Origin of the sequence: Sinorhizobium sp. 7-81 (assembly GCF_030124405.1) — a bacterium.
Taxonomy (GTDB): Bacteria; Pseudomonadota; Alphaproteobacteria; order Rhizobiales; family Rhizobiaceae; genus Sinorhizobium; species Sinorhizobium psoraleae.
The window spans coordinates 408,398-424,129 of the sequence record NZ_JASKLT010000004.1; the positions used below are offsets into that span (position 1 = coordinate 408,398).

Annotated in this window: 14 protein-coding genes; 7 read left to right on the forward strand and 7 right to left on the reverse strand. The window is 62.3% G+C overall.

Annotation, left to right across the window (positions count from 1 at the left end; genetic code table 11):
- Positions 1-6: 6 nt before the first annotated feature.
- Entirely contained in the window at positions 7-1,587 is a 1,581-nt protein-coding gene (locus QN224_RS17860; protein WP_283977769.1) for a trimethylamine methyltransferase family protein, read from the forward strand.
- A 40-nt stretch (positions 1,588-1,627) separates the two neighbouring features.
- Here the strand turns inward: QN224_RS17860 and QN224_RS17865 are convergent, their stop codons facing one another.
- Together QN224_RS17865 and QN224_RS17870 are read right to left on the reverse strand one after the other, a co-directional pair.
- Entirely contained in the window at positions 1,628-2,077 is a 450-nt protein-coding gene (locus QN224_RS17865; RefSeq protein WP_173509514.1) for a host attachment protein, read from the reverse strand.
- A gap of 120 nt (positions 2,078-2,197) precedes the next feature.
- The gene (locus QN224_RS17870) at positions 2,198-2,968 is read right to left on the reverse strand and encodes a YafY family protein (RefSeq protein WP_283977770.1); all 771 of its coding nucleotides are present in this window, start codon (positions 2,966-2,968) and stop codon (positions 2,198-2,200) included.
- On the opposite strand from QN224_RS17870, the gene QN224_RS17875 reads away from it, so the two are divergent.
- The 3 genes from QN224_RS17875 (at position 2,957) to QN224_RS17885 (ending at position 6,209) form a co-directional block, all read left to right on the forward strand.
- Positions 2,957-3,256, forward strand: coding sequence for a hypothetical protein (locus QN224_RS17875; protein WP_283977771.1), 300 nt, complete (start codon positions 2,957-2,959; stop codon positions 3,254-3,256). The genes QN224_RS17870 and QN224_RS17875 overlap by 12 nt on opposite strands.
- 21 nt (positions 3,257-3,277) lie before the next feature.
- Positions 3,278-4,378 carry a DNA alkylation repair protein gene (locus QN224_RS17880; RefSeq protein ID WP_283977772.1) on the forward strand — a complete coding sequence of 367 codons (1,101 nt, stop codon included), beginning with the start codon at positions 3,278-3,280 and terminating at the stop codon, positions 4,376-4,378.
- 298 nt (positions 4,379-4,676) lie between these two features.
- On the forward strand, positions 4,677-6,209 hold the full coding sequence (locus tag QN224_RS17885; protein ID WP_283977773.1) for a DEAD/DEAH box helicase: 1,533 nt from the start codon (positions 4,677-4,679) through the stop codon (positions 6,207-6,209).
- Positions 6,210-6,261: 52 nt separating this feature from the next.
- Here QN224_RS17885 and QN224_RS17890 read toward each other — a convergent pair whose 3' ends face one another.
- Positions 6,262-7,143 (reverse strand): DMT family transporter, encoded by an 882-nt coding sequence (locus QN224_RS17890; RefSeq protein ID WP_283977774.1) that lies wholly within the window; start codon positions 7,141-7,143, stop codon positions 6,262-6,264.
- 126 nt (positions 7,144-7,269) lie between these two features.
- Positions 7,270-7,731 (reverse strand): GyrI-like domain-containing protein, encoded by a 462-nt coding sequence (locus QN224_RS17895; RefSeq protein ID WP_283977775.1) that lies wholly within the window; start codon positions 7,729-7,731, stop codon positions 7,270-7,272.
- Positions 7,732-7,997: 266 nt separating this feature from the next.
- Here QN224_RS17895 and QN224_RS17900 point away from each other — a divergent pair, with 266 nt between their 5' ends.
- From QN224_RS17900 to QN224_RS17910, 3 genes are read left to right on the forward strand one after another with little or no spacing between them, the layout of a single operon-like run.
- On the forward strand, positions 7,998-9,392 hold the full coding sequence (locus QN224_RS17900) for a circularly permuted type 2 ATP-grasp protein (RefSeq protein ID WP_269284516.1): 1,395 nt from the start codon (positions 7,998-8,000) through the stop codon (positions 9,390-9,392).
- Positions 9,393-9,396: 4 nt separating this feature from the next.
- Positions 9,397-10,338, forward strand: a complete 942-nt coding sequence (locus QN224_RS17905) for an alpha-E domain-containing protein (RefSeq protein ID WP_269282011.1) — start codon at positions 9,397-9,399, stop codon at positions 10,336-10,338.
- A 16-nt stretch (positions 10,339-10,354) separates the two neighbouring features.
- The gene (locus QN224_RS17910) at positions 10,355-11,215 is read left to right on the forward strand and encodes a transglutaminase family protein (RefSeq protein WP_283977776.1); all 861 of its coding nucleotides are present in this window, start codon (positions 10,355-10,357) and stop codon (positions 11,213-11,215) included.
- A 172-nt stretch (positions 11,216-11,387) separates the two neighbouring features.
- On the opposite strand, the gene araD is transcribed toward QN224_RS17910, so the two are convergent.
- The 3 genes from araD to araD1 form a co-directional block, all read right to left on the reverse strand.
- The gene (araD, locus tag QN224_RS17915) at positions 11,388-13,133 is read right to left on the reverse strand and encodes an L-arabinonate dehydratase (protein ID WP_283977777.1); all 1,746 of its coding nucleotides are present in this window, start codon (positions 13,131-13,133) and stop codon (positions 11,388-11,390) included.
- 48 nt (positions 13,134-13,181) lie between these two features.
- Positions 13,182-14,615, reverse strand: a complete 1,434-nt coding sequence (locus QN224_RS17920; RefSeq protein WP_283977778.1) for an aldehyde dehydrogenase family protein — start codon at positions 14,613-14,615, stop codon at positions 13,182-13,184.
- 72 nt (positions 14,616-14,687) lie between these two features.
- Positions 14,688-15,683: an AraD1 family protein gene (gene araD1, locus QN224_RS17925; RefSeq protein WP_283977779.1), complete on the reverse strand. Its 996-nt coding sequence runs from the start codon at positions 15,681-15,683 to the stop codon at positions 14,688-14,690.
- Positions 15,684-15,732: the final 49 nt, after the last annotated feature.

Below are 15,732 nucleotides of genomic sequence, written 5' to 3' on the forward strand. Positions count from 1 at the left end.
TCTTTCATGACCGACAATCACGTCCGGGATGCTGCGGCAGGCGACACTTCACCGTTGGAGCGGCGGCGTCGGCCCGGCGGCCGCGGCGCGGAACGGACACGAAAGCCGGCGGCCACGAAATATCTCAACCTCGTCAATACGCTGGCAAAGTCGACGGTGCTCTCGGAAGATGCACTCGAATCCGTGCACGACGCTTCCCTGACCATCCTCGAAGAAATCGGCATGGACATCATCCTGCCTGAGGCGCGCGATCGCATGAAAGCCGCCGGCGCGGATGTGACGCCGGGCACCGATCGCGTCCGCTTCGATCGCGGTCTGATCATGGAGATGGTCGCCTCGGCTCCCGCCGCGTTCACCATGCATGCACGCAATCCCGCGCGCAACGTCGAGATCGGCGGAAACAACCTCGTTTTCGCACAGATCGCCAGCGCCCCTTTCGTTGCCGATCGCGAGGGCGGCCGGCGCACCGGCAACCAGGAGGACTTCCGCAAACTGGTGAAGCTGGCGCAGTCCTACGACATCGTCCACACCACCGGCGGCTATCCGGTCGAGCCGGTCGACCTCCATGCCTCGGTCCGTCACCTGGACTGCCTCTCGGACATGGTGAAGCTGACTGACAAGGTCTTTCATGTCTATTCGCTCGGTCGCCAGCGCAACACCGACGGGATCGAAATCGCCCGCATCGGCCGCGGCGTCTCGATGGAGCAGATGGAGCGGGAGCCGTCGCTCTTCACCATCATCAACACGTCTTCGCCGCTTCGCCTCGACGGGCCGATGCTCCAGGGCATCATCGAGATGTCGTCGCGCAACCAGGTGGTCGTCGTCACTCCCTTCACACTTGCCGGAGCCATGGCCCCGGTCACCATTGCCGGCGCGCTGGTGCAGCAGAACGCCGAGGCGCTTTGCGGCATCGCCTTTACGCAGATGGTGCGCAAAGGCGCGCCCGTCATGTATGGCGGCTTCACCTCGAACGTCGACATGAAGACCGGTGCACCGGCATTCGGAACACCGGAATACATGAAAGCCGTTATCGCCGGCGGGCAGCTCGCCCGCAAATACAACATTCCCTACCGTACATCCAACACCAACGCCGCGAACACGCTCGACGCGCAGGCGGCCTATGAATCCGCGCTTTCCCTCTGGGCGCTGACACAGGGCGGCGGCAATTTCGTCATGCACGCCGCCGGTTGGACCGAGGGCGGCCTGACGGCCTCGTTCGAGAAGTTCATTCTTGATGTCGACATGCTGCAGATGGTTGCCGAATTCCTCCAGCCGCTCGACGTCAGCGAGGATGCGCTCGGTCTCGATGCCGTGCGCGACGTCGGCCCAGGCGGACACTACTTCGGCACGATGCATACGCTGCAGCGCTACGAAACGGCGTTCTACTCGCCGATCCTTTCCGATTGGCGGAATTTCGAGACCTGGACGGAAGCGGGCCGACCGACCACGTACGACCATGCCAACCGTATCTTCAAGCAGAAGCTCAACGAATACGAGCGCCCGCCGCTCGATCTGGCGATAGAAGAAGAGCTCGATGCTTTCGTCGCCAGGCGCAAGCAGGAAGGCGGCGTCCCGACGGATTTCTGACGGAACGCCGAAAGCATGACGGCTGGCAGCATGCTTTGCGCTACGGAAACACCACGGAGCGGACCGTTGCGATCAGTTGGTCCGTCGGCACGGCGACGCAGTTGCGATCGATCTCAGCAAGGGTTTTTTCCTTGACCTGGTGGGAAAGCAGCTTCCTGAGGTCGCCCAGCGTCTTGGGCGCGGCGCAGATCACGAGGTTCTCGAAGGCGTGCTCGAGCGCATAGTGGTCGAGTTTCCCGGCGATCTCCATGGCGAATCGGTGCTGCTCCTCGCGGACCGGATCGCTGCTGTATTCCATCGCCGAACGACCATAGCCAACCGACGAATGGCTGCGGCCGGGTTTATCGGCCATGATGTCCTTGGCACGCTTGGTTTCGATCTGAAACATCTCCACTTCCGGTTGCTGTCGTCCGTCCTTCAGCAGGTTCACATCCTTGACGATGCGCGCCGTGTTTCCGTCGGCTGCCAGTATCCAAATCCGGTTCCGCACTCTTTTCTCCCCGTGTCGTCGATGGCAGATAGGTCGGTGAAGGTCATCAGGGCAGAACGACCGAAGCCGTTCCAAGTTCCCTTCTGCTGAAATCTTTCACACGCAGTGCGCGCGACCGGACTATATTCGGGCAAGATAGGCGTCGAAGCTGCGCTCCGGTGTTGGTTCGTATTGCTCCCGCTCGATCGTGAGCGAAGTGATCCTATCAACCCGAAAATCACGGAAGTCCTGGCGCAATTCGCACCAACCCGTGAGCAGCCAGTTGTGCCCGAAAACGCTAAGGCCGAGCGGCCAAATTGTACGCTCCGACGTAAGTTCTGCAAGGCTTTCGTACGTCACGTGCAGCTTCCGCCTGGTCGCAACCGCCTGACGTATTTCGCCGAGCAGCAGAGGCGGATCGGGCTGCACTGCCGAGCGGAAGGCCCTCAACGGTGCTTCCCTCAACCTTTTTGCATGATCTGGCGGTAATCCATGTCCGATCTTTTCTATCGCTTCACGGGCGGCCTGCGCCAGACGCCTGTCCCCAAGCATCTGAACGGCGCGGGCGCCAAATGCGATTGCCTCCAGTTGCTCGAAGGTGAAGGTGAGCGGCGGCGCATCAAAAGCCTCGCGCAGCAGGTAACCCACGCCGCGCTCACCATCGATCGGCGCCCCCGATGCCATCAGGTGTTCCATGTCGCGATAGATGGTGCGCGGCGCGACTTCCATTTTTTCAGCGATCTCCCGCGCCGTCATAGCCTTGCCAGACGCACGCAGGAGTTGAATAATGCGAAACAGCCGATCTGCGGGCCGCATGATTTCACCTCCACAAACACTATGGCCATAAGGCTGGCAGTTGGAGTGTGGTTTAGTCAAGCTGTGTTGAAAAAGGAGGCAACGATGACGGCCCAACGTGTTCTCGAACTCGCACTCTGCACCGTGAGGGACAAGAAGGCAGCACTCGTCGCTCGCAGCCGCGCCATGCAGGCCGTATCCCGCTATCCCGGCTTCGTCTCGTGGCGCGCCGTGACTGCCTGCGAAATGAACGATCTGCTCGCCGACCTGGTCGAATGGGAAACGCTCGATGCTGCCGAGGCCGCCGGCGAGCGGGTGCTGAATGACCCGGAATTTACTCCGTACATGGCGGCGATCACGCGGGTAAGGCTGATGCAGCACTTCATCACCGAACGGCAGATCTGAGCAGAGAAGACGGCGCGAACGATGGCAGAACCGCTGAAGAACCTGTTGCATGCGGGCGTCGTCCTTGAACTCGCCGAGCATCTGGGCCGGTATGCGCCGGCATTCGACCACGACCGCTTCATCGCGCTTGCAAGCGACGGCCTTGGTTCGCTCGAACTGATGCAGCGATCGCTGCAGATCCGCGACGCGCTCTTCCATACGCTGCCGGAAGACTTCCCGGCCAGCGCCGAGATACTGCGACAGGCGCTGCCGCGAGACGACACGCCGGGGCTGACCGGCTGGGCACTTCTTCCGGTCAATCAGTTCATCGCCGCCCGCGGCCTCGACGATTTCGAACTCTCGCTCTCGCTTCTGCGCCGCCTGACGCCGCATTTCACTGCGGAATTCGGAATCCGCGCCTTCATCCATCGGGACCAGCAGCGAGCGCTGGCGACGATCTCCGACTGGACGGGCGACAGCAATCATCATGTCCGGCGGCTGGCGAGCGAGGGCACGCGCCCGCGCCTGCCTTGGGCTATGCGACTGCCCGAACTCATCCGCGATCCGCAACCTATCCTCCCGATCCTCGGTGCGCTGATCGACGACCCGGAAGAGTACGTTCGCCGCTCCGTCGCCAACAGCCTCAATGACATCGCCAAGGATCATCCGGATCTCGTCGCGCATTTCGTCGCCGCGCATATTGACGGCGCATCGCCGGAACGCCTGAGGCTGCTCCGCCATGCTTCTCGCACCCTGCTGAAGCAAGGGCATGCGGAAGCACTGGCCAATTTCGGTTTCGGTGCTCTGTCGGGCATCGATACCGGCCTGACGCTCGGAACATCGCTCGTCCGCTTCGGCCAGCATCTTCAATTCGATCTCGAAATACGCAATTCCGGCACCGCCGAACGACGAGTGATGATCGATTACGCCGTGCATCACCAGAAGGCAAACGGCTCGATGTCGCCGAAAGTATTCAAGTGGACGACAATGACGCTCGAACCGGGTGCGACCTTCGAAATCGAAAAGCGCCATCCGATCCGCCCGATCACGACGCGGCGCTACTATGCCGGCACGCACAAGCTTGTCGTTCTGATCAATGGTCAACCGATGGCCGACGCCGATTTCGAACTGGTGATCGACTGAAATCGAACCGCTTTTCGCAGGTGCGAAAAGTTAGACCTTGACTTTTCCGGCCAAAACAACGACATGGTCGCAGCGTCACCTTCCGGCCGCCGCGTGAGCGCGCCCTCGGCAACCACTTTCAAGCCGTGAAGAAGGAAAAGCGCAAACATTCGCCGAAATCGGCGGCAGCACAGGCGCTTGACGATTTTTCTTTAACCCACAAGTTCCCAATTCACGCGGGGTTCTTGACGCCAGACGACACCGGAACCGCATCCTGCTGTTCCGGCGAGAGCGCTTGGCGCCCCGAAAGGTATATGCATTGTCCACTTTTAAAGCGCTTGGTCTTTCCGAGCATATTCTGGCGACACTCTCCGCCAATGGTTTCGAAAAGCCGACGCCGATCCAGGCGCAGGCCATTCCGCTGGTCTTGAAAGGCCATGATCTCATCGGCCTCGCACAGACGGGCACCGGCAAGACCGCTGCTTTTGGCCTGCCGATGATCGAGAAGCTCGTTGCCGACGGTAAACGTCCCGATCCGCGTAACATCCGCGCTCTCGTGCTCGCACCGACCCGCGAACTGGTGAACCAGATCGCCGCCAACCTGAAGCTTTTCGTAAAGAAGAGCCCGCTCAAGATCGGCGTCGTCGTAGGTGGCGTCTCGATCAACAAGCAGACCGAACAGCTCGCCCGTGGCGTCGATATTCTGGTCGCGACCCCCGGTCGCCTGCTCGATCTCGTCGCCCGCAAGGCGGTCACGCTGACGCAGGGCCGCTATCTCGTCCTCGACGAGGCCGACCAGATGCTCGACCTCGGCTTCATCCACGACCTGCGCAAGATATCGAAGCTCGTGCCAAAGAACCGCCAGACCCTGCTCTTCTCGGCAACCATGCCGAAGCAGATCGCAGAGCTTGCCGGCGAGTACCTGACCGATCCGGTCAAGGTCGAGGTCACGCCTCCGGGCAAGGCCGCCGACAAGGTCGAGCAATATGTCCATTTCGTTCCGGGCAAGGACCTGAAGACGGTAATCCTCAAGCAGACGCTGACCGCCAATCCCGACGGCCTGTCGCTGATCTTCAGCCGTACGAAGCACGGCGCCGAAAAGCTGATGAAGCATCTGGACCACGTCGGCTTTAAGGCCGCCTCGATCCACGGCAACAAGAGCCAGGGCCAGCGCGAGCGTGCGCTGAAAGCCTTCCGCGACGGCGAAATCCGTGTGCTCGTTGCAACCGACGTCGCCGCTCGAGGCATCGACATTCCAGGCGTCACGCATGTCTATAACTACGACCTGCCGGAAGTTCCGGACGCCTATGTCCACCGCATCGGCAGAACGGCCCGCAACGGCCGCGACGGCATCGCCATCGCCTTCTGCGCGCCGGACGAGATCCGCCTTCTGCGCGACATCGAGAAGCTGATGGGCATCAACATTGCTGTAGCCAGCGGCGAGGCACCCGCCGACCAGGCGCGTCCTTCCAAGGGACGCGGTGGCCGCGGCAATGGCCAGCATCGTGGCAGCGGCGGCGGTCACCGCCAGGAAGGGCGCCCGCATCGCGAACGTCCGGCACGCCAGTCGGCGCTGGCTCCGAGCAGCTTTGCCGGCGACGACCTGCTGCGAGACGACCGTCCGCAGCAGGAACGCCGTGGCCAGCGTCCCGCCGGCCAGCCTCACAGCGACGGCCGTTCGGAAGGCAACCGCAATCACGAAGGCAAGAAGCACCACGGTCGTCCCGGCCAGAAGCAGGGCGAATGGCGTGACCGCAACAGGGGCGGACGCCCCGAGGGTCAGGGCGGCGAGCACCGCGGCCAAGGCATGCGTCGCGGCGCCGGTGGCGGCAATCGCGGCCATCAGGGCTGATCGAAAGGCGCTATTTTATAAAGCACGGCGGGTCGTTCGGCCCGCCGTTTTTTTATGCCTTCTGCTTGCGATTGGTGAGATAGACGCCAGCGACGGCAATCACCGTGCCGACAACCATCGGCAGGGTCAGCGCCTCGCCGAAGAAAAGCGCCGCCTGGACGGCCGCAAGCGGCGGAACCAAGTAGATCAGCGACGCGGCCCGCGATACTTGTCCGCGGCGGATGAGATAGAGCAGGAGAGCGATCGCCCCCATCGAAAGGCCGAGCACCGACCAGGCAAGCGCGGCGACAAGCTGCAGGTTCCAGGTCACGTGCAGGTCCTCAAGCGCCAGCGCAAGAGGAATGGTGACGATCAGGGCGCCGGCATATTGCAGCGTCGCGATCGCACGGATGTCTCCATTTTGAAGATGCCGTTTCTGGTAAAGCGTGCCGTAGGTGACCGCCGCCATGCCCAGAACATTGATGACAACGGGCAGGATCTGGATCGGCGTCGTTGCGGTATCGATCGCCACCATTTTCGGCAGCACCGCGAGCGCAATGCCGAAAAAGCCGAGCACCAGCCCGATCTGCTGCTGCCGCGTCAAGTTTTCACCAATCAGGAGCGGCGCGACGGCCGCGGTCATCAATGGCTGCAATCCGGCGATGATGCCGGAAATCGCCGCCGGCACGCCCTGCCCGATCGCCCACCACACGGCGCCGAGATAGAGGCCGTGGAGAAACATTCCCGATACGATGGCATGCCCGATCACCGACCAGGAGCGCGGCCAGCGAGCGCCCGTCGCGACGCAGAAGCCGATGAACAGCAGGATCGCAAAGGCGTAACGCAGCACAAGAAAGGTCAGCGGATCGGCGAAAAAGGCCGCATATTTGGCGACAACCCAGCCGGTGGACCAGAGCAGAACGAATATGGCCGGAGCCAGACGGGCAAGCGTCATCGATTTTTCCGTGGGCTGGGGACTATCGCGACGAATCATCCGGATGCAGAAGGTCGCAACGCTGATACGCGAGTCGCGATAAAGCGCAGGCCGCCATCGGTCAAAGCAATTTTTCTGATGCTTAAATCAGCGGATCGGAACCATCAGCCGCAGCGATGATGTCGAGGGCGAAACGAACCCAGCCTCGTATTCCTCGCGATAGTGGAGATGCGTCGTATCGACGACGTGCCCCTCGGCGGCGATCCAATCGAACATCTTCCGGTAATCCACGAACACGTCCGAGCTTTCAGGACGATGGATCGTCGTCGCCAGACGCATGGCGGGCAGGTCCACATGCTGCGGCTGGGTGAAGGTTTCGTCATCTTCGCCCACATAACCGACGAGATAGCGGAATCCGTCTGACCGGTCGTTCCAGGAGAGGCCGATAAGCGCCGAATGATCGTGCGGATAAGCACGCCGGCGACGTTCCTGCGTCTCGGCGATCAAGCGGCGGACGGCGCCGTCGGCCGCTTCGACAAAGGTGCCCTCCCAGAGGTGACCGGTGATCCTCTGCGCCGGCCGTTCCGTGATTTCGAACGGTATTACCATCTCGCTTCCTCCCATCGCCTGTCCGCCGAAATGCTTAAATTTCAAGCATCTGCTGATTTCCTGACGCTCGCGGAGAGTCGCCTGGAATGCAACCACCGCCGGCTGCGGATTTTCGGCCGTTCGCGACGGCGGCAAGCGCGTCGGGAAAGACATCGAAGGCGGCTCGAAAATTCTTGATCCGCGAATGTGCACGCTTCTTGCATTGCATCAACCATTGTACTCAAATGGTCAAAAATAAGGGGACCACGCCTTTGGCATTTGATGAAATGATGAATGCGGACAGCAGTCCGCGCCAGCCATATTCGACCTACAATGAATGGTATGCCAGCCAGGACAGAAATCGGCTCATAGCGAAATCAAGGGAAGCTGAGAACATCTTCCGCAAGACGGGCATTACCTTCGCGGTCTACGGACACGCAGACTCCTCCGAAAAACTCATCCCCTTCGACCTTATCCCCCGCATCATTTCCGGCCGAGAGTGGCGCAAGCTGGCGCAAGGCATCGAACAGCGGGTCATCGCCCTCAATGCCTTCCTCGACGACATCTACCACAAGCAGGAGATCGTCCGCGCCGGCCGCATCCCGCGCGAGCTGATAGAGAAGAACGACGCCTTCCTGCCGCAAATGATCGGCTTCAGGCCGCCGGGCGGCGTCTACACGCACATCGTCGGCACCGATATCGTGCGTACCGGCGAAGATCAGTTCTACGTCCTGGAGGACAACGCCCGCACACCGTCCGGCGTCAGCTACATGCTGGAAAACCGGGAAACCATGATGCAGATGTTCCCGGAACTGTTTCATCAGAACCGCGTGCGGCCGGTCGAGAACTATCCCTATCTGCTTCGCCAAAGCCTCGCCTCGCTGGCGCCGCCCGGCTGCAGCGGCAAGCCGCGCGTCGCTGTGCTTACCCCCGGCATCTACAATTCCGCCTTCTACGAACACGCCTTCCTTGCCGACATGATGGGTGTCGAGCTGGTTGAGGGCTCGGATCTCCGTGTCATCGACGGCAAGGTGAAGATGCGCACGACGCGCGGCTACGAGGCGATCGACGTGCTCTACCGCCGCGTCGACGACGATTTCCTCGATCCCCTCACCTTCCGCCCGGATTCCGCACTCGGCATTCCCGGCATCATGGACGTCTATCGCGCTGGCAACATCACCATCGCCAATGCGCCCGGTACCGGCATTTCCGACGACAAGGCGATCTATTCCTACATGCCGGAGATCGTCGAGTTCTATACCGGCCGCAAGCCCTTGCTCGAAAACGTGCCGACCTGGCGCTGTTCGGAGCCGCTGAGCCTCAAATACGTGCTCGAACACATCGAGGAACTGGTGATCAAGGAAGTCCACGGCTCCGGCGGCTACGGCATGCTCGTCGGCCCGACGGCGACAAGAAAGGAGCGGACCATCTTCGCCGAGAAGCTGAAAGCGCGCCCGGGCAACTACATCGCCCAACCGACTTTGTCGCTCTCCACCGTTCCGATCCTCGTCAACAAGGGCATCGCCCCTCGCCACGTCGACCTGCGTCCCTACGTGCTCGTCTCCGACAAGGTGCAGATCATCCCCGGCGGCTTGACGCGCGTCGCCTTGAAGGCCGGCTCGCTGGTGGTGAATTCCAGCCAGGGCGGCGGCACCAAGGACACCTGGGTACTGGAGGACTGACGCGATGCTGGGAAGAACTGCGAACGGCCTCTACTGGATGTTCCGCTATATCGAGCGCGCCGAGAACGGCGCCCGCCTGATCGATGCGGGCCTGCGCATGTCGCTGACCCGCAGCGAAGCGACCGAGGATGACTGGGACGGCGTGCTGCAGAGCGCCGGTGTGCGCGAACTCTATGACGAGGTGCACGACACGCTGACGAGCAGCGATGCCATCGACTTCCTGCTGCGCGACCGTGCCAATTCGTCGAGCGTCATGTCCTGCATCGAGGCGGGTCGCCACAACGCCCGCATGGTCCGCACGGCGCTGACGCGCGAGACCTGGGAGGCGACCAACGAATGCTGGATCGAAATGAAGGCGATGCTGGCAAAGAAGGCGCGGCCGGCCGATCTGCCGGAGATCATCGACACGATCAAGCGCTGCGCCGGTCTCATCCGCGGGGCATTCCACGGCACCATGCTCAGAAACGAGATCTTCAACTTCTCGCGCATCGGAACCTTCATAGAGCGGGCGGACAATACGGCGCGCATTCTCGACGTGAAATATTATGTGCTGCTGCCGGCCGTCGCCGCCGTCGGCTCGTCGATGGACAATGTGCAATGGGAATCGATCCTGCGCTCCGTTTCCGCCCACCGCGCCTATGGCTGGGTCTACGACGCCGAATTGCGACCATCGAACATCGCCGACTTCCTGATTTCCAATGGCCGCATGCCGCGCTCGCTCGCCTATTGCTACGAGAAGATCGTCAGCAATCTCGGCTATCTTGCGCGGGAGTACGGCGAAACGCACGCCGCCCACGCGACGGCCGAACAGACGCTCGCGTCGCTGCGCAGCCGCTCGATCACCAACATCATGGACCAGGGGCTGCACGAATATCTCGAGGAGTTCATCAGCGACAACAACCGTCTGGGACAGGAAATCTCCGACGGTTATCGGTTCTACCACTGAGCTTCAGGAGAAGAAGATGCACCTGAAAATCAGCCACACGACCGAATACCACTACGATGAACTGGTGCAATATGCCCTGCAGCGGCTGCGTCTGACACCGACGACGCAGGCCGGCCAGACGGTCCTGAACTGGCAGACACGCGTCGAGGGCGCGGCGGTCGAGGTATCCTACGACGACCACTTCGGCAATCGCACGCATCTCGTCAGCATCGAAGGAGACCGCACGGCCATTCGGATCGTCGCAAGCGGCGAGGTCGAGACGGAGGATCGCGCCGGTGTTTTCGGCCCGCATCACTCCTACGTGCCGCTGTGGCTCTATGCCCGCGAAACACCGCTAAGCCGAGCGGGGAAGCTGATCCGCGATCTCGCGAAATCGGCCGAAGGCGAAACCGACCTCGAGCGCGTGCATTCACTGATGGCGATCATTCATGAAACGGTCGAATACAAGCCCGGCGATACGCGAACCGAGACAACCGCAGAAGAGGCGCTGGAGCGCGGCAAGGGTGTCTGTCAGGACCATGCCCATATCCTGATTTCCTCCGCACGCTCGCTCGGCCTCCCCGCCCGTTATCTCTCCGGCTATCTGATGATGGAAGGCCATCCCGAGCAGACGGCGAGTCATGCCTGGGCGGAGGTCCATCTCGCCGGCCTCGGTTGGGTTGGCTTCGACGCCGCAAACAAGGTCTGCCCGGACGACCGCTATGTCCGCATCGCCTCGGGCCTCTGCTACCGGGATGCCGCGCCGATTTCCGGATTGGTGCACGGCGCGGCCAGCGAAACGCTGAAGGTGGCCGTAACGGTCGAGAAGCAGGGGCAGACGCAGAGCCAGAGTCAGAGTCAGCGCGAGCAGATTCAAGGCCAGAGTCAGAGCCAATAGCTGGCGAGGCATTGCAGGTGTGACGTCCGCGTTTGCCCCTCATCCCGCCTGCCGGCCACCTTCTCCCCGCAAGCGGGGCGAAGGAGACTCGTCGCAACCTCCCAGTCCCCTCTCCCCGCCTGCGGGGAGAGGGCTAGGGTGAGGGGCGAACCAGAACGCGCCAGCAGGCCCATCAATGGCTGTCGCGGTCCATCGGGATGCGATCGCCGCGCGCGCCGACGAGGAAGTCGAGGTCGGCACCGGTGTCCGCCTGCATAACGGTCTTGATGTAGAGCCCGCCGTAACCGCCAGTCAGCGGCTGAACCGGCGAGACCCAGGCCGCGCGGCGGCGGGCAAGCTCCTCGTCCGAAACGTCGAGGTGAAGCGTGCGGTTCGGGATGTCGACTTCGATCAGGTCGCCGTCTTCGACGAGCGCCAGCGGCCCCCCCTCGGCGGCTTCGGGTGCCGTGTGAAGGATAACAGTGCCGTAGGCCGTTCCCGACATGCGCGCATCGGAAATACGGATCATGTCCGTGATGCCCTTCTTCAAGACCTTCGGCGGCAGGCCCATGTTGCCGACCTCGGCCATGCCGGGATATCCCTTCGGACCGCAATATTTCAGCACCATGATGCAGTTCTCGTCGATGTCGAGATCTTCGCGGTTGATGCGCGCGTGATAGTCCTCGATGCTTTCGAAGACGACCGCGCGGCCCTTGTGCTGCATGAGGTTCGGCGATGCGGCGGAGGGCTTCAGCACCGCTCCCCTCGGGGCAAGGTTGCCGCGCAGCACCGCGATGCCGCCCGACTTCGTCAGCGCCTTTTCGCGCGGCAGGATCACGTCTTCGTTGTAGTTGACGACGCCCTTGACGTCGTTCCAGATGGTGTCGCCGCTGACCGTGATTGCGTCATTGTGCAGAAGCCCCATCTCGGCCACGGCCTTGATGACGACCGGCAGGCCGCCGGCGTAATAGAACTCCTCCATCAGGTACTTGCCCGACGGCTGGAGGTTGACGATCGTCGGCACGTCGCGGCCGAGCCGATCCCAATCATCGAGCGAAAGATCAACGCCGACGCGCCCGGCAAGCGCGAGGAGATGCAGCACCGCATTGGTGGAGCCGCCGACCGCGCCGTTGACACGGATGGCGTTTTCGAAGGCCGGCTTGGTCAGGATGTCAGAAGGTTTCAGGTCTTCCTTGACCATCTCGACGATGCGCCGGCCAGTCAACTGAGAAATTACCCGGCGGCGCGCGTCGACTGCTGGGATGGCGGCGTTGCCGGAGAGCGTCATGCCGAGCGCTTCGGCCATCGACGCCATAGTCGAGGCCGTACCCATGGTCATGCAGCTTCCCGCCGAACGGGCCATGCCCTGCTCGGCGTCCATGAACTCTTCCAGCGACATCTCGCCGGACTTGACCATTTCGGAAAACTGCCAGACGGCGGTGCCCGAGCCGACATCCTTGCCGCGCCATTTGCCGTTGAGCATCGGTCCGCCGGAGACGACGATCGCCGGAATGTCGACGCTCGCCGCCCCCATCAGAAGACTAGGCGTGGTCTTGTCGCAGCCGCCGAGCAGCACGACGCCATCGACCGGGTTGCCGCGGATCGCTTCTTCGACATCCATGGCCGCGAGATTGCGGAACATCATCGCCGTCGGCCTCAGCGTGCTTTCACCCGTCGAGAAGACCGGGAATTCCACCGGGAAGCCGCCCGCCTCGTAGACGCCGCGCTTTACGCGCTCTGCAAGGTCACGCAGATGCGCATTGCACGGCGTGAGCTCCGACCAGGTGTTGCAAATGCCGATGATCGGCCGACCATCGAAGGTATCGGCGGGTAGCCCCTGGTTCTTCATCCAGGAGCGATGCATGATGGCATTCTTGCCCGTACCGCCGAACCATTCCTGCGAACGGAGTTTGCGCGGCCACTCAGCTTTCTTCTTCATCGTTTCCTCTTTAACCCCGCATCGCAAGCGGGCAAAACCACGCTGGCCTTAGGCCAGCGTGTAGGCTGTCTTGACTGTTGTGTAGAATTCAGCGGCGTATTTGCCCTGCTCGCGCGAACCGTAGGACGAGCCCTTGCGGCCGCCGAAGGGCACGTGGAAATCGACGCCCGCCGTCGGCAGGTTGACCATCACCATGCCGGCCTCGGCATTGCGCTTGAAATGCGTCGCATGCTTGAGGCTGGTGGTGGCGATGCCGGAGGAGAGCCCGAACGGCGTGTCGTTGGCGACGCTGAGCGCCTCATCGTAGTCCTTCACCCGGATCACCGCCGCGACCGGACCGAAGATTTCTTCGCGGGAGATCCGCATCTCATTCGTCGCTTCGGTGAACAGCGCCGGCTGCAGATAGAAGCCGGGCGTGTCGCGCGAGATCAGCTCACCGCCGAAGGCGAGCTTGGCGCCCTCGTTTTTGCCGATGGCGATATAGTCGGTGTCCTGGTTGAGCTGGCTCTGATCGACCACGGGGCCGATATGGGTGCCGGCCTTCAGCGCGTCGTCGACAACGAGACCCTTGATCCGCTCGCCCATCGCGGCGACGAACCGGTCGTGGATGCCCTCGGTGACGATGATCCGCGAGGAGGCGGTGCAGCGCTGGCCGGTCGAAAAGAAGGCGGAATTGACCGCGGCCTCGACGGCGACCGAAAGATCGGCATCGTCGAGCACGACGAACGGGTTCTTGCCACCCATTTCGAGCTGGAATTTGCGGTTGTGCTCGACTGAGGCGGCTGCCACGCGTTTGCCGGTGCCGACCGAACCGGTGAAGGTGATCGCCTGAACGTCCGGGCTGTCGAGCATCGCCTGGCCGACGACGGAGCCCTTGCCCATGACGAGGTTCAGCACACCCTTCGGCAGGCCGGCGCGGTGGAGGATATCGACGATCGCCCAAGAGCAGCCCGGCACCAGTTCCGCCGGCTTGAACACGACCGTGTTGCCGTAGCAGAGCGCCGGAGCGACCTTCCAGGCGGGAATGGCGATCGGGAAGTTCCACGGGGTGATGATGCCGACGACGCCGACCGGCTCGCGGGTGATCTCGACGCCGATATTCGGCCTGACCGACGGCAGTACCTCGCCGGCAAGCCGCAAGGCCTCGCCGGCAAAGAACTCGAAGATCTGGCCGGCGCGAACCGTCTCGCCAATGCCCTCGGCAAGCGTCTTGCCCTCTTCGCGCGACAACAACCGGCCAAGCTCATCCTTGCGCGCCAGAATCTCATCGGCGGTCTTCTTCAGGATCGCGTGGCGCTCGAGGATGCCGGAGCGCGACCAGGCCGGGAACGCTGCCTTCGCCGCAGCGATCGCGGCCTTCGCGTCGTCGGCGCTCGCCCGGGCGTAATCCCCGATGACGTCGTTGGTGTTCGACGGATTGATATTGGCAACGCCGTCCGTGCCGACCCATTCGCCGGCAATCAGGTTCTGGTGAAGTGTCATGGGCCTTAAGCCTCCTTGTCTTCTGTCGCGTTCGACCGCCCGTCGCGGTCTCGGGCTCCTATATCAGATATATCAGAGCTGATGTATGGTGATCTCATTATCGCCGGCGATCGCCAGCGGATTGCGGAGCGCCAGGCCGAAACCGGCGGCCTCGATCTCGAAAATATCCCCCTTCTCCGTGCGGATACCGTCGCCGAAGGAAAGCGTCGCCGTTCCGAACATATGCACATGGACATCGCCCGGCGCGCGGAAGAGCTCGTATTTGAAATGATGATGCTCGAGGTTTGCGAAGCTGTGCGACATGTTCGCCTCGCCCGAAAGGAACGGCTTCTCCCAAAGGACCTTGCCGCCCCGCAGGATGCGGGACGTGCCCCGGATATCCTCCGGCGCCATACCGATGCGAATTTCCGGCCCGAAGCTCGCTTGGCGCAGCTTCGAATGGGCGAGCCAGAGATAGTTGACCCGCTCTGTCTTGTGGTCGGAAAACTCGTTGGCGACGGCAAAGCCGATACGGTAAGGCACACCTTTGTCGGAAATGACGTAGATGCCGGCCATTTCCGGCTCTTCGCCGCCATCTTCGGCAAAGGCCGGGGAAACCAGGGCGTGACCGGGCGCGACGGCCGACGTGCCGTTGCCCTTGTAGAACCATTCCGGTTGAACGCCCGTTTCACCAGGCTTCGGTTTGCCGCCCTCGATACCCATGCGGAACATCTTCATCGAATCGGTCAGCGTCTCTTCCGCCGCCTCGGTCGTCTTCTTGTGCATGGCGTCGCGGGTCGCGGCCGATCCGAGATGGGTAAGCCCCGTGCCGGTCAGGTGAAGATGCGCCGGATCGGGATGTGTGATCGGCGAAAGAAGCCGCCCTTCCGCATAGGCCTTCTCGAGATCGATCTCGTCGCCCACACCGCGGGCGTCGATCACCTCCTTGAGGCTCTTGCCGGCATTGGCCGCCTCCATTGCCAATGCATAGACGCTTTCGGCTCCCTTGACGGCGCGAGCCATCTCACTCGGCGAGCGAACCGCGACGGCGATCGATCCATCTTCCTTCCTGACCTGAGAAATCAGCACGTTCCTGTCCTTCCTCTCGACCTACAGCGCCGTGCCAGAAGCACAAAGG